The organism is Nonomuraea bangladeshensis (genome assembly GCF_039529455.1).
Lineage (GTDB): Bacteria > Actinomycetota > Actinomycetes > Streptosporangiales > Streptosporangiaceae > Nonomuraea > Nonomuraea bangladeshensis.
This window is the reverse complement of record NZ_BAAAMV010000001.1, coordinates 649,982-667,889: the sequence shown is the minus strand read 5'-3', so window position 1 is coordinate 667,889 and position 17,908 is coordinate 649,982. Positions and strand designations below refer to the sequence as shown.

At 71.8% G+C, this 17,908-nt stretch carries 13 protein-coding genes; 2 read left to right on the top strand and 11 right to left on the bottom strand.

Features of this window, described 5'->3' with window-relative positions; all coding sequences use genetic code 11:
* Nucleotides 1-9: 9 nt before the first annotated feature.
* The 6 genes from ABD292_RS02885 to ABD292_RS02860 all read right to left on the bottom strand — a co-directional run bounded on the left by ABD292_RS02885 (nucleotide 10) and on the right by ABD292_RS02860 (nucleotide 6,266).
* Nucleotides 10-1,800: a S9 family peptidase gene (locus tag ABD292_RS02885; RefSeq protein WP_344204970.1), complete on the bottom strand. Its 1,791-nt coding sequence runs from the start codon at nucleotides 1,798-1,800 to the stop codon at nucleotides 10-12.
* A gap of 208 nt (nucleotides 1,801-2,008) precedes the next feature.
* Entirely contained in the window at nucleotides 2,009-2,851 is an 843-nt protein-coding gene (locus ABD292_RS02880; RefSeq protein ID WP_344204968.1) for a glutamate ABC transporter substrate-binding protein, read from the bottom strand.
* Nucleotides 2,852-2,981: 130 nt separating this feature from the next.
* Nucleotides 2,982-3,875, bottom strand: coding sequence for an amino acid ABC transporter permease (locus ABD292_RS02875; protein WP_344204967.1), 894 nt, complete (start codon nucleotides 3,873-3,875; stop codon nucleotides 2,982-2,984).
* Nucleotides 3,872-4,561, bottom strand: coding sequence for an amino acid ABC transporter permease (locus ABD292_RS02870; protein ID WP_344204966.1), 690 nt, complete (start codon nucleotides 4,559-4,561; stop codon nucleotides 3,872-3,874). The genes ABD292_RS02875 and ABD292_RS02870 overlap by 4 nt, the downstream gene beginning before the upstream one ends.
* A gap of 77 nt (nucleotides 4,562-4,638) precedes the next feature.
* Nucleotides 4,639-5,493, bottom strand: coding sequence for a glutamate ABC transporter substrate-binding protein (locus ABD292_RS02865; RefSeq protein ID WP_344204965.1), 855 nt, complete (start codon nucleotides 5,491-5,493; stop codon nucleotides 4,639-4,641).
* Between the two features lie 17 nt (nucleotides 5,494-5,510).
* On the bottom strand, nucleotides 5,511-6,266 hold the full coding sequence (locus ABD292_RS02860; protein ID WP_344204963.1) for an amino acid ABC transporter ATP-binding protein: 756 nt from the start codon (nucleotides 6,264-6,266) through the stop codon (nucleotides 5,511-5,513).
* 137 nt (nucleotides 6,267-6,403) lie between these two features.
* Between ABD292_RS02860 and miaB the strand changes: the two genes are divergently transcribed.
* Both miaB and ABD292_RS02850 read left to right on the top strand, forming a co-directional pair.
* Nucleotides 6,404-7,900: a tRNA (N6-isopentenyl adenosine(37)-C2)-methylthiotransferase MiaB gene (gene miaB / locus ABD292_RS02855; protein WP_344204961.1), complete on the top strand. Its 1,497-nt coding sequence runs from the start codon at nucleotides 6,404-6,406 to the stop codon at nucleotides 7,898-7,900.
* Between the two features lie 123 nt (nucleotides 7,901-8,023).
* A complete protein-coding gene (locus ABD292_RS02850) occupies nucleotides 8,024-10,051 on the top strand; it encodes a LamG domain-containing protein (RefSeq protein ID WP_344204959.1) in 2,028 nt (675 codons plus the stop codon).
* 46 nt (nucleotides 10,052-10,097) lie between these two features.
* Here the strand turns inward: ABD292_RS02850 and ABD292_RS02845 are convergent, their stop codons facing one another.
* Genes ABD292_RS02845 through ABD292_RS02825 form a run of 5 tightly spaced genes read right to left on the bottom strand, consistent with a single transcriptional unit; the run spans nucleotide 10,098 to nucleotide 17,847 of the window.
* Nucleotides 10,098-10,781 carry an HNH endonuclease family protein gene (locus tag ABD292_RS02845; protein ID WP_344204957.1) on the bottom strand — a complete coding sequence of 228 codons (684 nt, stop codon included), beginning with the start codon at nucleotides 10,779-10,781 and terminating at the stop codon, nucleotides 10,098-10,100.
* A gap of 34 nt (nucleotides 10,782-10,815) precedes the next feature.
* Nucleotides 10,816-14,019 carry a 2Fe-2S iron-sulfur cluster-binding protein gene (locus ABD292_RS02840; protein WP_344204956.1) on the bottom strand — a complete coding sequence of 1,068 codons (3,204 nt, stop codon included), beginning with the start codon at nucleotides 14,017-14,019 and terminating at the stop codon, nucleotides 10,816-10,818.
* A complete protein-coding gene (locus ABD292_RS02835) occupies nucleotides 14,016-14,249 on the bottom strand; it encodes a sarcosine oxidase subunit delta (RefSeq protein WP_344204955.1) in 234 nt (77 codons plus the stop codon). The genes ABD292_RS02840 and ABD292_RS02835 overlap by 4 nt, the downstream gene beginning before the upstream one ends.
* Nucleotides 14,249-15,463, bottom strand: coding sequence for a sarcosine oxidase subunit beta family protein (locus tag ABD292_RS02830; RefSeq protein WP_344204954.1), 1,215 nt, complete (start codon nucleotides 15,461-15,463; stop codon nucleotides 14,249-14,251). Before ABD292_RS02830 ends, ABD292_RS02835 begins: the two co-directional genes overlap by 1 nt.
* Entirely contained in the window at nucleotides 15,460-17,847 is a 2,388-nt protein-coding gene (locus ABD292_RS02825; protein WP_344204952.1) for a GcvT family protein, read from the bottom strand. The genes ABD292_RS02830 and ABD292_RS02825 overlap by 4 nt, the downstream gene beginning before the upstream one ends.
* Between the last annotated feature and the right edge of the window lie 61 nt (nucleotides 17,848-17,908).

Here is a 17,908-nt window from a genome sequence, read left to right as displayed (position 1 = left end):
GCCCGCGCCTTACGAGAAGATCTGCTGGTAGAAGGCGAGTTCGGCGGCCAGGGCGGCGGTGCGGGTCTCGGTGCGGCGGAAGCCGTGTGACTCGCTCTCGAACGCCAGATAGGTGCAGGCCACCCCGCGCTCCGACAGCGCGTCGGCGAAGGCCGCCGACTGCTCGGGCGGCACCACGGGATCGTCCAGGCCCTGCAGGAGCAGCATGGGGCAGGAGACGCCGCCGGCCAGGGCGAGCGGTTCGCGCTGGGCGTAGACCGCCGGGTCGGGGCGGCCGACGAGCCATTCCACGTACCGGGATTCGAAGTCGTGGGTGTGGGCGACGAGCGGGCTGAGGGCGCTGACGCCGTAGTAGGACACCCCGCCGGCGAAGACGTCCGAGCGGCAGCAGGCGGCCATCACGGTCCAGCCGCCCGCGCTGCCGCCGCGTACCGCGATCCTGGCCGGGTCGGCGAGCCCCTCGGCGGCCAGCCATTTCGCGGCGGCGACGACGTCGGCCACGTCCACCAGGCCCCACTGGCCGCGCAGGCGCTCGCGGTAGGCCCGGCCGTAGCCGGTCGAGCCGCCGTAGTTGACGTCGAGCACGCCGATGCCGCGCGTGGTGAAGAACGCCTTCTCCAGGTCGAACGCGCTGCCCGCGTGGGAGGTCGGGCCGCCGTGCACGAAGATCACGTATGGGGGAAGGCCCTCGGCGGCGGGCTCGTACGGCGGATAGAGGTAGGCGTGCACCTCCTCGCCCCCCGGCACCAGGACCGCGCGGGGGACGGGCAGGAGCGCGGGATCGGGCAGCCGTTCGGCGGCGTCCGGCCGCAGCGGCGTCGCGGCGCCCGAGGCGAGGTCGACGGTCGCGACGGAGCGGGGGACCGTGGCGGCGTAGCCGACGCCCGTGACGGACGTGCCGTCGGCGGTCAGCGCGGCGGCCCAGCCGCTGAAGGGGGTCTCCAGGTCGGTGAGGGTGCCCGACTCCGGGTCGAGCACGCCGAGCCGCAGGTCGCCGCGCCCGTGCAGGACCGCGAGCCGGTCGTCTTCGAGCACCGCGTACGGCAGGCCGCCGAGCTGCCACGGCGCCGCCGCGAACTCCTCCTCGGCGGGGCAGAGGGCACGGACGTCCTCGCCGTGCAGGTCGGTCTCGTACAGGTTCCACCAGCCGGAGGCGTCGGAGACGAGGTAGAGGTGGGCGTCGTCGCGCCAGGAGGGGGCCAGCACCGACTCGGCGGGGCCGCCCTTCACCGGCCATGACTCGCCGGTCTCCAGCCTGGTGACGCGGACCTCGGTGGCGTTCCAGGGCATGTGGGGGTGGTTCCAGCAGACATAGGCGAGATGTCGCCCGTCGGGGGACAGGGTGGGGGAGGCGTAGAAGTCGTGCCCGGTGACCCGTACGCGGGGCTCGGCGTCGCCGCCGAGGGGGACGGTCACGATGGCCCGGCTGACCGTGCCGTCGTCGGTGTGCCGTTCGCGTACGCACCAGACCTGCCCGTCGCGAACCAGCAGGTCGGCGTAGCGGGCGCCGTCCTGGGTGAGGGGCTGCGGTTTGCCGTCGGCGCCGAGCAGGTAGAGCCGCTGGTCCTCCAGGTTGGCGAAGACGACCTCGTTCGCAGGGGTCACGGCGTAGGGGTGGCCGCCGTACTCGTGGACCCTGGTGCGGGCGTTCCACGGGGGCGCGAGCAGGTCGTGGCAGGTGCCGTCGGGGGTGCGGCAGATGATCGTGGTGCGTCCGCCCTCGTCGGGGCGGTCCTCCGTCCACCACACCCGGCCGTCCCTGGCGGTGGGCCAGGCGGGGCGCGTGCCCGAAGCCGCCACGTCTCGCGTCGATATGGGGGAGGGCCAGAAAGGCATACCCGCATCCTGCCGGAAGATCACCGGCGGTGCCGCCAGGTCCCCCTAGATCACCGGCACTTCCGACCCCCGTCTGAGCTGCGCTCATGTTCCGCCAAGGGCTGCGGCTTCCCGCAGGAGCCGGCGGAGGACCCAGAGTGAGAAGGCGAGACCCCGAGAGGGGCAGGGAGGGTCAGGGGCAGGGTTCTGGGCGGGGGAGGGCGGCGGGGAGGGGGAGGCCGGTGTCGCCGAACCACTTGTGCAGCAGCCGGGTGGCCGTCCCGTCGTGCCACATCGCGGCGACCGCCGCGTTCACCGCCTCGCAGGTCGCCGTGTCCCCCTTCTTGATCCCGACTCCCCACCGCTCCTCGCCGATGGGATCGCCGAGCAGCCGGAACCGCCCGGGGGCGGCCGCCGCGTAGCCGGCCAGCACCAGGTTCTCGGTGCTCACCGCGTCGAGCTGTCCGGCGTCGAGCTTGCGTACGCAGTCGGAGTAGTTCTCGGCGGACACCAGGCGCGCCGGCAGGCCCAGTTTGCCGTCCGGCGGCGGGTCGACGATCCGCCGGTACGAGTTCGACCCCTTGGCCAGGCAGAGCCGCGTGCCGCGCAGGTCCTGGACGGTACGGATCGAGGTGTCCGTGGCGCGGACCATCGTGTCCTGGGGCACCGAGACGTACGGCCCGCCGAACGTCACCTTGGGCCTGCGCGCCTCGGTGATCGCGTAGGTGGCGAAGACCAGGTCCACGGCGCCGTTCTGGAGCATGGCCTCGCGGCTGGACGAGGGCGTCTCCCTCCAGGTGATCCGCACGTCCTCGCCGGGGGCGAGCGCCTGGACGACGTACTTGGCGACGTCGACGTCGAAGCCCTGCGGCTCGCCGGTGCCGGGCTTCAGCCCCAGCCCCGGCTGGTCCCACTTGGTGCCGACGGTGACCCGTCCGCTGCCCCTGACCTTTTCCACGACGGTGGCGTACGAGCCGCCGGAGCCGCAGGAGACGAGACACACGGCCAGGCAGAGGGGCGTCCCCGCGACCCGCATCCCACCACCGACCTCTCCCTGCGTCCAGGAGAAGTGTGCGTGCCGAAGATCGCGGGAGGGCCGCCACGCGAGCGGCCCTCACCGAGCCGTGACCCCTTCTTGGGGCTTTCCCTGCCAGGGGATCAGGTCCTCAGAGCGTGGCGGTGGCCCCTGCGCCGGCCCCTCCGGCGCCGACGGCCGGGGGAGCCGCGACCGGGCCCGCCGCGGACGTACGGCTGCGCCGGCTGCGCCGTTCCAGCCAGTGCGCGAGGGCGCCGAGTGCCAGGTTGATCAGCACGTAGATCAGCGCCAGCACGATCGCGCTCGGGATGAGGTTGCCGTAGTTGACCGCGAACTGCTTGAGCCCGGCGTTCAGCAGGTCCTCGTAGGCGATGATCCAGCCGAGCGCGGTGTCCTTGAGCAGCACGACCATCTGGCTGACGATCGCCGGCATCATGGCCGTCGTCGCCTGCGGCACCAGCACCAGCCGCATGACCTGCGACTTGCGCAGCCCGATGGCGTACGCGGCCTCGGACTGCCCCTTCGGCACGGCGAGGATGCCGGCCCGGACGATCTCCGCCAGCACCGACCCGTTGTACAGCGTCAGGCCGATGACCACGGCCCAGAACGCCGGCACGCTCATCGTGTAGCCGCTCAGCGTCGCCGGGCCGGCCTGCACGAAGAAGATGAGGATGAGCAGCGGGATGGCGCGGAAGAACTCCACGACGCCGCCGCACACCGTACGGATCACCTTGTGGTCGGAGAGCCGGCCGAGGCCGAACAGCACGCCGAAGATCACCGCGAGCACCGCCGCGACCACCGCCGCCTGCAACGTGCCGACCAGGCCGGGCAGGATGAACCCGGTCCAGGTGTCACCGCGCAGGAACGGCTCCCACTTGGCCGCGTCGAGCTGGCCCTTCTCGCCCAGCGTGGAGATGACCAGGTAGGCGATGAACAGCAGCACGGCGGCCGACAGCAGCGTGAGCGCGTTGTTGCGCAGCCGGGCACGCGGCCCGGGGGCGTCGAACAGGACGTTCGTGCTCATCGCGCCACCGCCATGCGCTTGGCCAGCCAGCCGAACAGGAAGCCGGTGGGAAGGGTCAGGACCATGTAACCGAAGGCGAAGCCCAGGAAGATGGGGATGGTGCCGCCGTAGTCGTCGAACATCTGCTTCATCTGCGCCGCGGCGTCGAGGTAGCTCGCCACGATGACGATCGTGGTGTTCTTGGCGAGCGCGATCAGGATGCTGCCGAGCGGCGAGATGACCGAACGGAACGCCTGGGGCAGCACCACGAGCCGCAGCGTCTGCGTGAACGTCAGGCCGATCGCGCGGGCCGCTTCCGCCTGCCCCATGGACACGGTGTTGATGCCCGAGCGCAGCGCCTCGCAGACGAACGTCGCGGTGTAGGCGGACAGACCGGCCACCGCCCACCAGAAGTAGTTGGTGGTGGGGTCGCCGGAGAAGGTGAGCTGCATCGTGTCGCTCAGCCCGAGTGCGCACAGGATCAGCACGAGGGTGAGCGGGGTGTTGCGCACCACGTTGACGTACGCCGCGCCGGCCCAGCGCAGGACGGGCGTCGGCGCGACCCGCATGGCCACCAGGACCGTGCCGAGAATGAGCGCGATGACGGCGCTGGTGAGGGTGAGCCTGATGGTCGCCCAGAACCCGAGGAGGATCTTGTCGAGCTCCTGGACGAGCGGCGAGAAATCAAAAAGGGCGGAGGTGTCCATGACTTTCCTCGTCAGGGGAGCTCACCGGCGGGCACGCAGACGCGCCCGCCGGTGAGTGACCGGGTCTTGGACGGGGATCAGGCGCAGCCCTCGGCGGGGGGCGCCGCGGTCTCCATCTTCAGTCCGGTGCCGTCGAAGTGCTTCGCCAGGAGCTTGGCGGCCGTGCCGTCGGACCACATCTCACCGATGATCTTGTTGATCTCGTTGCAGGTCTCGAGGTCGCCCTTCTTCAGGCCGACGCCGTACTTCTCGTCCGTGAACGGGGCGCCCGCGACCTTCACGCTGGAGCCCTCGCGCTTGGCGAAGCCGGCGAGGATCGTGTCGTCGGTCGTCACCACGTCGACGGCGCTGCTCTTGAGCTTGGCGATGCACTCGTCGTAACCGCCCGCGGGGACGAGGGTGGCCTCGACCTTGAGGTTCTGCTTGTTGGTGCCCTCGGTGATGTTCTTCCACGAGTTGGAGCCGCTGACCTGGCAGACCTTCTTGCCCTTCAGCGTCTCCAGGCTGGTGATCGAGGAGTCGTCGGCCCGGATCAGGGAGTCCTGGTGCGCCAGGTAGTAGGGCCCGGAGAAGGTCACCTGGGGCTTGCGGGCCTCGGTGATCGAGTAGGTCGCGATCACCATGTCGACCTGGCCCTGCTTCAGGAAGCTCTCACGGTTGGCCGAGCGGGCCTCCTTGAACTCGATCCCGCTCTCAGGAACGCCGAGCTTGCCGGCGATGTACTTGGCCACATCGACGTCGAAGCCCTCGACCGTGCCGTCAGGCTTCTTCAGCCCGAGCCCGGGTTGGTCGTACTTCACGCCGATGACGAGCTTCTTCTCGTCCTTGGCCTTCTGCAACACGGTGGTGGCCTCGCCGCCGCCGCAGGCGGTGAGACCGGCGATCATGGCGCCGGCCGCGGCCAGGGCAACACCCACCCGTCGGAACTGCATGTCCTACCTCGGCTCTCTCAATGCGTCAGAATCTTGGAAAGGAAATCCTTGGCCCGGTCGGTCTGAGGCGAGCCGAAGAAGGCGTCGGGGGTGTTCTCCTCGACGATCTGGCCGTCGGCCATGAACACCACCCGGTTCGCCGCCCGGCGGGCGAAGCCCATCTCGTGGGTGACCACCATCATGGTCATCCCATCGCGGGCCAGGCTCACCATGACATCCAGGACTTCCTGCACCATCTCGGGGTCCAGCGCGGACGTCGGCTCGTCGAAGAGGATCATCTTCGGCTCCATGGCGAGCGCCCGCGCGATCGCCACCCGCTGCTGCTGGCCGCCGGAGAGCTGCGCGGGGTACTTCTGCGCCTGCGCGGCGATGCCGACCCGCTCCAGCAGCTCCATGGCCCGCCGCTCGGCGGCCTCGCGGCTCTGGCCGCGCACCTTGATCGGGCCGAGCGTGACGTTCTCCAGGATCGTCTTGTGCGCGAACAGGTTGAAGGACTGAAAGACCATGCCGACTTCCGAACGCAGCCTGGCCAGCCCCTTGCCCTCCTCGGGAAGAGGCTGACCGTCGAAGACGATGCGGCCTCCGTCGATCGTCTCCAGCCGGTTGACGGTCCGGCAGAGGGTCGACTTCCCGCCCCCCGAGGGGCCGATGACGACCAGGACCTCGCCCCGGAAGACGGTCAAGTTGATGTCCTTCAGGACGTGCAGCGCCCCGAAGTGCTTGTTGACGTTCTCCAACCGTACGAGTGGAGCGCCGTCACCGTTGTCCGTCATGGGTAGAACCGTACGGGCCTCCAGGACGCTGGTCACTAACCGAGCGGTACCGATCCGATCACATCCGGCCGTCAAGCTGGCCTTTTAGATCGGTACGGACCGTCGGGAGCCGGACAACGACTACCCTGGAATGTGCCATGACTGTGACCCAGGAGGGCGCCCGCACGTACGAAGTGCGCACATACGGGTGCCAGATGAACGTCCACGACTCCGAGCGGCTTTCCGGCCTGCTGGAGGAGGCCGGCTACGTGCCCGCGTCCGGCGGCGAGACCGCCGACGTGGTCGTGTTCAACACGTGCGCCGTGCGGGAGAACGCCGACAACCGCCTGTACGGCAACCTCGGCCACCTCCGCCCCGCCAAGGTACGCAACCCGCGCATGCAGATCGCGGTGGGCGGCTGCCTGGCGCAGAAGGACCAGGGCGAGATCGTCCGCAAGGCGCCCTGGGTGGACGTGGTGTTCGGCACCCACAACATCGGCTCGCTGCCGGTGCTGCTGGAGCGGGCCCGCGTCGAGGGCGAGGCGCAGGTCGAGCTGAAGGAGTCGCTGGAGACCTTCCCCTCCACGCTGCCCACCAGGCGCGAGTCCGCCTACGCCGCCTGGGTCGCGATCTCGGTCGGCTGCAACAACACCTGCACCTTCTGCATCGTGCCGTCGCTGCGCGGCAAGGAGAAGGACCGCCGGCCGGGCGACATCCTGGCCGAGGTGCGCACGCTGGTCGAGCAGGGCGTCCTTGAGGTCACGCTGCTGGGCCAGAACGTCAACACCTACGGCGTCGAGTTCGGCGACCGGCTCGCCTTCGGCAAGCTGCTGCGCGCCTGCGGCGACGTCGAGGGCCTGGAGCGGGTGCGCTTCACCTCGCCGCACCCGGCCGCGTTCACCGACGACGTGATCGCCGCCATGGCCGAGACGCCCAACGTCATGCACCAGCTCCACATGCCGCTCCAGTCGGGCTCCGACCGGGTGCTGAAGGCCATGCGCCGCTCCTACCGCGCCGAGCGCTACCTCGGCATCATCGAGCGGGTGCGCGCCGCCATGCCCGACGCGGCGATCTCCACCGACATCATCGTGGGCTTCCCCGGCGAGACCGAGGAGGACTTCCAGGGCACGCTCGACGTGGTGCGGCAGAGCCGCTTCGCCAACGCCTTCACCTTCCAGTACTCCATCCGCCCCGGCACTCCGGCGGCCACCATGCCCGACCAGGTGCCGAAGGAGGTCGTCCAGGAGCGCTACGAGCGGCTGGTCGCGCTGCAGGAGGAGATCTCCTGGGAGGAGAACAAGAAGCAGGTCGGCCGCACCCTCGACGTGCTGGTCGCCGAGGGCGAGGGCCGCAAGGACGACGCCACGCGCCGCCTGTCCGGCCGCGCCCCCGACAACCGCCTGGTCCACTTCGCCGCCGGCGACGAGACGCCGCGGCCGGGCGACCTGGTGACGGTCGAGGTGACGTACGCGGCGCCGCACCACCTGGTGGCCGACGGCCCGGTGCGCGCGCTGCGCCGCACCCGCGCCGGCGACGCCTGGGAGGCCCGGCAGGGCGGCTCGGGGGCCGCTCCCGGTGTGATGCTCGGCATGCCGACCATCGGCCGCCCGGCTCCCGCTCCCGCCCCGGCGGCGAGTGGCTGCTCCCTCACCTGACCGCTCTGACCGGCGCGTTCGCTAACGGAGCCGAGCTTTCCCCTTACTGAAAACGATCTTTACTGTCAGTCCGGCCTATGTGATGATCGCTGGGTTTTGCCCGCGATTTTCGAAAGGGCCGGAGTGACTACACGACGATTACTCCCGGGGGAGGACCCCCGGACGCGGCGGCGCATCGCTCTCGTCAGCGCGCTGGCGCTGCCGCTTTCGCTCATGGCCGCCACCGCGGCCGCACAATCGATCTTCACCCCCATGTCCTCCGCGGCGAGCACGACGTCGCAGGCGGACACGACGGGGCTCGTGGCCGCGTACGGGATGAACGAGGGGACGGGCACGACGGTGTCCGACTCCTCGGGCCTGGGCAACACAGGCGAGGCGGAGAGCACGACCTGGGCCGGCGGCAAGTACGGCCAGGCGCTGTCCTTCAACGGCACCTTCAGCTGGGTCGCCGTCCCGCACGCCGCCTCGCTGCGCCTGACGACCGGTATGACGCTGTCGGCCTGGGTCAGGCCGTCCACCGTGGCCGCCTGGCGGAGCGTGGCCGCCAAGGAGCTGGGCAGCGAGGGGCTGTCCTACGGCCTGTACGCCTCCACCGACGGGTCGGTCCCGACCGGCTGGGCGCAGACCTCCGCCGACAGCTGGACCACCGCCGACGGCACGTCTCCGCTGGCGGTGAACACCTGGAGCCATCTCGCGGTCACCTACGACAACGCCGCGCTGCGGCTGTTCGTCAACGGTCGGCAGGTCACCCAGACCCCGCTGAGCGGCACCATCGCCGACGACGGCGGCGCGCTGCGGATCGGCGGGAACAACGTCTGGGGCGAGTTCTTCAAGGGCCTGATCGACGAGGTGCGGATCTACAACCGGGCGCAGAGCGCGAGCGAGATCCAGAGCGACATGGCCACGCCGATCACGGCGGCCCCGACCCCCACCCCGACGCAGACTCCGACCCCCACCCCGACCGATACGCCGACTCCGACAGTGACACCGTCGGACACGCCGACCCCGACGGTGACACCGTCGGACACGCCGACCCCGACGGTGACACCGTCGGACACCCCGACCCCGACGGTGACACCGTCGGACACCCCGACCCCGACAGTGACACCGACGGACACGCCGACCCCGACCGTCAGCCCCACGTCGACCCCCACCCCGACGCCGGACGGCCTAGTGGCGGCCTACGGGATGAACGAGGGCTCCGGCACCACCGTCAACGACTCCTCCGGCCACGGCAACACCGGCGCGGCCGCGGACACCACCTGGGCGACCGGCCGGCACGGCGGGGCCCTGTCCTTCAACGGCTCCTACAGCTGGGTCACCGTCCCGAACTCCACGTCCCTGACCATGAGCTCGGGCGTGACGGTCTCGGCATGGGTCCAGCCCACAACCTCGGGCGGCTCCTGGCGCACGGTGCTGCTGAAGGAGCACGAGTTCGGCGGCTCCTACGGCCTGTACGCCTCCACCACCACCGGCCCCTCGGGCTGGGTCATGACCGAGGCGGGCGAGGGGGGCGCCGTCAGGACCACCACACTGCCACTGAACCAGTGGAGCCACCTGGCCTCGACCTATGACGGCCAGGTCAACCGCCTGTACGTGAACGGCGTCCAGGTGGCCCAGTCCGCCCTCGGCGGTCACATCATCGACGACGGCGGCGACGTGCGCATCGGCGGGAACAACCTCTGGGGCGAGTACTTCAAGGGCCTCATCGACGAGGTGCGCGTCTACAACCGTCCCCAGACCGCGGCCGAGATCCAGTCCGACATGAACACCGCGATCGGCGCCCCGGCGCGGACCGCGGCGGCGGCGCGGGGGATGAGCGCGCCCGCCACCGACAAGAGCGTCGGCAAGCTGACCGCGACCGGCGTCCCGCACGTGACCACCTGGCTCGCGCCTGGCCGTTCCGGCGAGGCGACGGTCGAGGTGCAGCTCGCCCGGGCGCCCATGGCCGGCGAGCAGGGCGGCAAGGCCAGAACCGAGCGGGCGATCTGGTCCGGCCGGGCCACGGCCGCCGCGGGCGACTCCCTCGTGACCGTGCGGATTCCGAAGAGCCGGCTGCGGGCCGGACAGGAACTCAGGTGGCGCTTCCGTGTCACCGGCACGGGCGGCGCTGACGCCTGGAGCGACTGGCGCGCGGTGACCGTCAGGTGATCGGGCGGCGGGCGGCCATGAGACCGGCCGCCCGCCTCCTTCCCGGTCAACAGCCGTCGAGGATGGTCTCCATGGCCGACTTCTCGGCGGCGGTGACCCAGACGTCGTACTTCGCCTTGACGTCGATCTGGCGGGCGATGTACGTGCAGCGGTAGGACTTGAGCGGCGGCAGCCAGGTTGCGGCGTCGGAATCGCTCTTCTGGCCGTTCAGCGGGCCGTCCGTGGCCTGGAGGTTCAGCGGGTCGTTGGCGAACTCCTTGCGCTTGGTGGCCGACCACTGCTGGGCGCCCTTCTGCCAGGCGTCCGAGAGCGGGATGAGGTGGTCGATCTGGACGGCCGTGCTGGTGTCCTGGCCGCGCTTGAACTTGATCGTCTTGCCGCTGTAGGGGTCCTTCAGCGTGCCGGTCAGCACGATGCAGTCGTGCGTGCCGGACTTGAAGGTCTCGTCCTCCAGGTCGCGCTTGAGAATGTCGTTGCGGGTGTCGCAGCCGTTGCGGTCGACGTCGGCCCAGGAGGGGCCGAACTTGTCGCGGTCGAAGCCGGTGCGCGGGGCGCGGCCCTTGACCTGGAGCTTGGCGAGCTTCTTGCGGGCGTCGGAGATCGAGGCCGAGTCGGGCTTGGACGCCTTGCCGGAGGAGTCACCGGTGGAGAGCTGGGCGTCCAGCTCGCCGCACCCTGTCGCCAGCACCGCCACCGTGGACAGACCCGCCACCAACGCCCGTACGCGCACGTCGAACTCCCGAAACTCAAGGTTTTCGTAAAGCTTAGGGATAAATGCCCTCAAGAGCGTCGAGTAGCCATTCCGCGAGATAACGGGTGAACGACGACCGCACATGGATCCGGTACGTGTCCGCGGCCCGCCGCTCCAGCAGCACCGACGCCTGCCCCAGGAAGGTCTGGGCGTGGCCGGGGAACACCGACGGATGCAGGTCGAGCGGGCAGCCGGTGATCAGGACGTCGTCGGCCGCGGGGCCGGACAGCTCCAGAATCGTCCGCTGGTCCGACACGTCCACCCATTCCGGGCCGGGAGCGACGTTCCCGGTGACGAGCCACCAAGACGGGCCCAGCGCGAGGCCCATCCCGGGGTCTGCCCCCCGGACCTCCCACATGGGCTCGAAGGCGATCTCGCGCAGCCGCGCGGCCGGGGTGCTCGCCGCCTGGAAGCGGGCGGCGAACGCGGCGGCCGGGCTCTCGGCGGGCCGCGGCTCCCCCTGGTAGGGGCCCACTTCCACGGTCAGCGGCAGGCCGTCGCGGCGGTCGTTGCCAGGATCGAGGAAGACGGGGGAGCAGACGGTGACGGGGTGGGCCGCGCCGTCGCACACGGCGGTGAGCCGGTCGCCCGGCTCGACGTCCCTGACCAGGGCGAGCGCGAAGCCGCGGCCGAGCGCCGCGCTCGCGTAGCCGGAGGTGACGTGCCCCAGCGACGGCGTGCCGTCTCCGGAGGCGACCTGCCCGAGCGGGAGTGTGCCGTTGCCGGGGGTGAGCTGCCCGAGCGTCCCGCCGTCGGCGGGCGCCGGCGTGCGGACGAGTTGCGCGCCCTCGGGCACGACCGTCGCCGGGTCGTCGGGCAGCAGGCCGACCAGGCGTTTGCGGTCGGGGCGGGCGGTGTCCGGGCGGGCGTGGGAGCGCTTGCCGACGAAGTCGGGCTTGCGGGAGGAGACGATCCACGACATGCCGAGGTCCTGCGGCGTCACGGTGCCGTCGGTGTCCTGGCCGACGATGGCGAAGCCCTTCTCGGCGCGCAGCACGTGCATGGTCTCGGTCCCGTACGGCACCGCGCCCAGGTCGAGCACCGCCTCCCACAGCGCCCGGCCGTGCCGCCAGGGCACGTTCACCTCGTACGCCAGCTCGCCCGAGAAACTGATCCTGAACACCCGCCCAGGCACCCCGAGCACGTCGGTCTCCGCGTAGCGCATGAACGCCAGGTCCACCGCGCCGGGCGCGACGGCGGCGATCACCTCGCGGGCCCGCGGCCCGGCCACCGCGACCGTCGCCCAGTGGTCGGTCACCGAGGTGAACGACACCTCCAGCTCCGGCCACTCGGTCTGGTGCCACTCCTCCAGCCAGTCGAGCACGGCGGCGGCGTTGCCGGTGGTCGTGGTCATGAGATAGTGCGCCTCGGCCAGCCGGGTCGTCGTGCCGTCGTCGAACACCATGCCGTCCGCGCCGCACATCAGCCCGTAGCGGCAGGCGCCGACGGGCAGCGTGGAGTAGAGGTTCGTGTAGATCCGGTCGAGGAAGGCGCCCGCGTCCGCGCCCCGGACGTCGATCTTGCCGAGCGTGGAGGCGTCCATGGCGGCGACGCCGGTGCGCGCGGCCTCGCACTCGCGCCGCACGGCGGCCGCCATCGTCTCGCCCGCGCGCGGGAAGTACCAGGGGCGCTTCCACTGACCGACGTCCTCGAACACGGCCCCGAGCGCGACGTGCGCGTCGTGCATGGCCGTGGTCCTGACCGGGTCGGACAGCTCGCCCCGGTCGCGCCCGGCCAGCGTGGCAAAGGACACCGGCGTGTACGGCGGCCGGAACGTCGTCGTCCCCACCTGCCCCGGCGCCGCGCCCAGCAGGGCGGCCATCACGCCCACGACCACCACGCCCGAGGTCTTGCCCTGGTCGGCGCCGGTGCCCGCGGTCGTGTAGCGCTTGACGTGCTCCACCGAACGCAGCCCGGCCCCGGTGGCCCTGGCCAGGTCGGCCACGGTCACGTCCCGGTGCAGGTCGGCGAAGGCGGGCTCGGGCTCCGGCGAAGGACCGGTCACGGACCAGACGGCCGCCGGCGGGCGCTCGGGCCGCCGGTCGTCCTCGGGGACGCCTGACCCGTCCCAGGAGCTCCCGGCCGCCTCGGCCCCGGCGGCGTACCCGTCGGCGATGGCCTCGCTCGTGCCGTAGAGCCCGCGGCAGGCCCCGGCCGAACGCTCGGCCTGCGCGGACGTGCCCGGCACGAAGGCCAGCAGCTCCTCGTCGTAGCGGAGCCGGCCCTGGGACTGGCTGAACAGCTGCACCGCCGGGTTCCAGCCGCCCGCGACGGCCAGCAGATCGCACGCGAACTCCCGGTCGCCCGCCCGTACGCCGGTCAGCACGCCCTCGGCGTCGCCGGAGGTGCCCGTCACGACCTGCCCGGCCAGCACCTCCACCCCCTCGGCGGGCGGCGGGCCGGGCCGCGGGTCCACGATCGCCAGCACCTCCACCCCGGCGTCCGCCAGGTCGCGGGCGGCCTCGTAGCCGGAGTCGGCGCAGGCGAACACCACCGCCCGCCGTCCGGCCCGCACGCCGTACCGGTTGGCGTACGCGCGGGCGGCCGAGGCGAGCATCACCCCGGGCCGGTCGTTGCCGGGGAAGGCGAGCGAGCGCTCGTGCGCGCCCGTCGCCAGCACCACCCGCCGCGCCCTGATGTGCCACAGCCGCTCGCCGCGCGGCCGCCGCTCCACGGCGACCACGTAGTCGTGGTCGTAGTAGCCGACGGCGGTGGTCCTGGTCAGCACGCGGGCGGGCAGCTCCAGGCCGGCCACCCACTCCAGGGCGGGCCGGCCGTCCAGCGTGACCCGGCTGTTCAGCAGGTCGCCGCCGAGCCGCGGCTGGTCGTCGACGAGGATCACCCGCGCGCCCGCCCGCCCGGCGGCCGCCGTGGCCGCCAGCCCGGCCGGGCCGCCGCCGACCACGAGCACGTCGCAGTGCAGGTAGCCCTTGTCGCAGCGGCGCTCGTCCCGCGCGCCGGGGTCGACGCGGCCCTTGCCGCGCAGGCTCCATGCCTCCAGCCCGTCGTGCAGCTCGACCGTGGTGGCCGCGAGCATGGGGTCGGCGCCGACGCGGACCAGCGCGTTCGGCTCCTCGGGGCCGGCCGTGAAGACGCCGCGCGGGCGGCCCAGCTCCACGCTCCGGCCGACCACGCGCACCTCGTTACGCAGCAGCGCGGCGGCCAGCGTGTCGCCCGGCTCGCCCCGGTAGGCGCGGCCGTCGAAGGTGAATCTCATCTGATCTCCTGCGTGACCGTGTGCCGCTCGACGGTGAACCAGGTGCGGCAGCCGTGCGCGTGGAACCAGCGCTCGTGGAACCAGCCCTTGGGGTTGTCGCGCATGAAGACGTACTCGGCCCACTCGGCGTCCGTGGTCTCGCCGTCCGGGTAGGCGATGCCGGCCTGGCCGCCGTAGCGGAACTCGGTCTCGTCGCGCGGGCCGCAGAAGGGGCAGGGGATGAGCAGCATCAGTGCGCCACCGCCGCCGCGCCGTGCTCGTCGATGAGCGCCCCCGTGGTGAACCTCTCCAGCGCGAACGGCTCCGCGAGCGGGTGCGGGCGGCCGTGCGCGATCGTGTCGGCGTACACCCAGCCGGAGCCCGGGGTGGCCTTGAAGCCGCCGGTGCCCCAGCCCGCGTTGATGAAAAGGTTCTCGACCGGCGTGCGGCCGATGATCGGGGAGGCGTCGGGGGAGACGTCCACGATGCCGGCCCAGGTGCGCAGCACGCGCACCCGGCTGAAGATCGGGAACAGCTCCAGCGCCGCCGCCATCTGCGCCTCGATCACGTGCACGCCGCCGCGCTGGCCGTAGGAGTTGTACGCGTCGATGCCCGCCCCCATGACCAGCTCGCCCTTGTGCGCCTGGCTCACGTAGACGTGGACGGCGTTCGACATCACCACGCAGTCCAGCACCGGCTCCAGCAGCTCCGACACCAGCGCCTGCAACGGGTGCGACTGCAGCGGCAGCCGGAACCCGGCCAGCTCCGCCAGCACCGACGTGTGCCCGGCGGCGGCCAGCGCCACCTTGCCCGCCGCGATCCGGCCGCGCGTGGTGCGCACGGCCGCGACCCGGCCGCCGGTGATCTCGAAGCCGGTGACCTCGCAGCCCTGGACGAGGTCGATCCCGTACGCGTCCGCCTGCCGGGCCAGCGCCCATGCCACGTGGTCGTGCTTGGCGATGCCGCCGCGCCGCTGCAGCGTCGCGCCCAGGACCGGGTGCCTGGGCCGGTCGGAGACGTCGATGATCGGGCAGAACTTCTTCACCTCGGCGGCCTCCAGCCACTCGGCGTCCACGCCGTTGAGCCGGTTGGCCTCGACCCGGCGGCGGCCCTCGCGCACGTCGCCCAGGCTGTGCGCCAGGTTGAGCACGCCGCGCTGGCTGAACTGCAGGTCGTAGTCCAGCTCCTCGCTCAGCCCCTCCCACAGCTTGAGCGAGTGCTCGTAGATGGCGGCGCTCTCGTCCCACAGGTAGTTGGAGCGGATGATCGTGGTGTTGCGGGCCATGTTGCCGCCGGCCAGCCAGCCCTTCTCCAGGACGGCGACGTTGGTCAGGCCGTGGTTCCTGGCCAGGTAGTAGGCGGTGGCCAGGCCGTGGCCGCCGCCGCCGACGATCACCACGTCGTAGGACGGGCGCGGGTCGGGGTCGCGCCAGAGGAAGTCGGGGTGGGTGGTGGGCCGGGTCAACGCCTGATCTTCTCCATCCCGGGGTCGTACAGCGGCTCGGCGGCGACCTCCGCGGGGACACGGCGGCCGAAGTAGGAAATATCGACATTGGTCCCGGGGACGGCCAGCTCGGCCGGCAACCAGGCGTAGGCGATCGGGCGCTGGACGGTGTGCCCGTAGGCGGCGCTGGTGACGTATCCGACGGTGCGGCCGCCGTGCCGTACGGGCTCCTTGCCCATGACCACCTCGGCGCTGAGCAGCGGGACCAGCTTGCGGGTGACCTCGCGGCGCAGCGCGTCGCGGCCGAGGAAGTCCTTGTCGTCGCGGACGGCGAAGGCGAGCCCGGCCTCGTACGGGTTGTGCTCGCTCGTCATGTCCACCCCCCACAGACGGTAGCCCTTCTCCACCCGCAGGCTGTTGAACGCGGCCCGCCCGCCGGCCACCGCGAGGCCCCTGGCCCAGAGGGTGTCCCACAGCTTGAGCCCCATGTCGGCGGTGGTGTAGAGCTCCCAGCCCAGCTCGCCGACGTACGACACCCGCAGGGCCAGCACCGGAACGTGCCCGACATATCCGGACTTGCAGGTGAAGTAGCGGAAGCCCTCGTTCGACAGGTCCAGGTCCGTCAGCGGCTGCGCCAGCTCTCTCGCCCGCGGCCCCCACACCCCGACGCAGCAGGTGCCGGGCGTGATGTCGCTCACCCGTACGCCGCCCGGCGCGTGCCAGGAGAGCCAGTCGAGGTCGAGGTTGCCGTTCGCGCCGATCTGGAAGCGCTCCTCGGCCAGGCGGGCGACGGTCAGGTCCGAGCGGATGCCGCCCCTGGCGTCCAGCAGCAGGGTGTAGGTGACCGAGCCGGGCTTCCTGTCCACGTTGTTCGTGGTCATGCGCTGCAGGAACGCCGCCGAGCCCGGGCCGCTCACCTCGATCCGCTTGAGCGGGGTCATGTCGTAGAGCGCCACGCGCTCCCTGGTCGCGTGCGACTCGGCGGCCGCGATCGGCGACCAGTAGCGGCTCGCCCAGGCGTCCCGCTGCGCCGCGCCCTCGTCCGAGAGGCTCTCCAGCAGCGGCGCGTTCGCCTCGAACCACTGCGGCCGCTCCCAGCCGGACCCCTCCAGGAAGTACGCCCCCAGCTCCCGCTGCCGCACGTGGAACGGGCTGGTACGCAGCGGCCGCGGCGACTCCATCGGCTGCAGCGGATGGATGACGTCGTAGACCTCGACGAAGTTCTGCTTGCCGCGCTCCTCGACGAAAGCGGGCGAGAGCTGCGCCTGCTCGAACCTGGCCAGGTCGCACTCGTGCAGGTCGAACCCGGACGTCCCGTCCACCAGCAGCTCGGCCACCGCCCGCGCGACCCCCGCCGAGTGCGTCACCCACACGGCCTCGGCCAGCCAGAAGCCGTCGAGGTGCGGCGCCTCGCCGATCAGCGGGAAGCCGTCGGGGGTGAAGGAGAAGACGCCGTTGATGCCGTCCTCGTACGCGGAGCCGGCGAGGGCGGGCAGCAGCTCGACGGCGTCCCGCCAGGCCGGCTCGAAGTCCTCCTCGGTGAACGCCTGCACCGACGGCATCACGGTGCCCTTGGCCGGGATCTCCTCCTGGGTGACCGGCATGGGGCGGTGGGCGTAGGAGCCGATGCCGATGCGGTCGCCGTGCTGCCGGAAGTACAGGTCGCGGTCCTGGTGGCGGAGGATAGGGCCGGGGCGGCCCAGGTCGAGCGGGCCCGACTTGGCGTACTGGTGGGCGAGCGGCAGCAGCGGCACCGTCAGGCCGGCCAGCTTGCCGATCGACGGCCCCCAGAAGCCGGCCGCGCACACCACCACGTCGGCGGGGATCGTCCGGTGCTCCCCGCCGGCCAGCACCGACACGCCGGTGACCCGGCCGCCGTGCTGCTCGATGCCGACGACCGTGTGCCGTTCCAGGAAGCGCGCGCCGCGCTCGCTCGCCCGCGCCGCCTGCGTCTCGCCGCAGGCGGGCGCCGCGGCGAGTCCGTCCGTGGGCACGTGGAAGCCCCCGAACACCTTCGTACGGTCCAGCAGCGGCCACAGCTCCACGCAGGCGTCGGCGTCGAGCAGCCGGCCCTCGACGCCCCACGACTCGGCCCAGCCGAGCTTGCGGTGCAGGTCGGCCCAGCGTTCGGGGGTGGTGGCCACCTCCAGGCCGCCCACCTGGCGGAAGCAGTGCTCGCCGAGCGCCGTGTACTTGCGCACGGTGTAGGCGGCGAACTCCGTCATCGTCTTGGCGGGGTTGGTCTGGAAGACCAGGCCGGGCGCGTGCGAGCTGGATCCGCCCGCCGCGAACAGCGGCCCCTGCTCCAGCACGGTGACGTCGGTCCAGCCGCGTTCGGTGAGCTCGTCGGCCAGGGCGCACCCGACGATCCCGGCGCCGATGATCACCAAGCGGGGCCGACTCATGGCGCCTCCGGTTGTTCCTTAATGCGCAACACGCACCGGACTACGCAACGACCATAGATGG

Bases quoted from the DNA above. Each gene is read 5' to 3' on its own strand.
- ABD292_RS02880 (WP_344204968.1), bottom strand. From the start codon at position 2,851: ATGCGGGTCGCGGGGACGCCCCTCTGCCTGGCCGTGTGTCTCGTCTCC.
- ABD292_RS02870 (WP_344204966.1), bottom strand. From the start codon at position 4,561: ATGGACACCTCCGCCCTTTTTGATTTCTCGCCGCTCGTCCAGGAGCTC.
- ABD292_RS02835 (WP_344204955.1), bottom strand. From the start codon at position 14,249: ATGCTGCTCATCCCCTGCCCCTTCTGCGGCCCGCGCGACGAGACCGAG.
- ABD292_RS02860 (WP_344204963.1), bottom strand. From the start codon at position 6,266: ATGACGGACAACGGTGACGGCGCTCCACTCGTACGGTTGGAGAACGTC.
- ABD292_RS02840 (WP_344204956.1), bottom strand. From the start codon at position 14,019: ATGAGATTCACCTTCGACGGCCGCGCCTACCGGGGCGAGCCGGGCGAC.
- ABD292_RS02865 (WP_344204965.1), bottom strand. From the start codon at position 5,493: ATGCAGTTCCGACGGGTGGGTGTTGCCCTGGCCGCGGCCGGCGCCATG.
- ABD292_RS02825 (WP_344204952.1), bottom strand. From the start codon at position 17,847: ATGAGTCGGCCCCGCTTGGTGATCATCGGCGCCGGGATCGTCGGGTGC.
- miaB (WP_344204961.1), top strand. From the start codon at position 6,404: ATGACTGTGACCCAGGAGGGCGCCCGCACGTACGAAGTGCGCACATAC.
- ABD292_RS02875 (WP_344204967.1), bottom strand. From the start codon at position 3,875: ATGAGCACGAACGTCCTGTTCGACGCCCCCGGGCCGCGTGCCCGGCTG.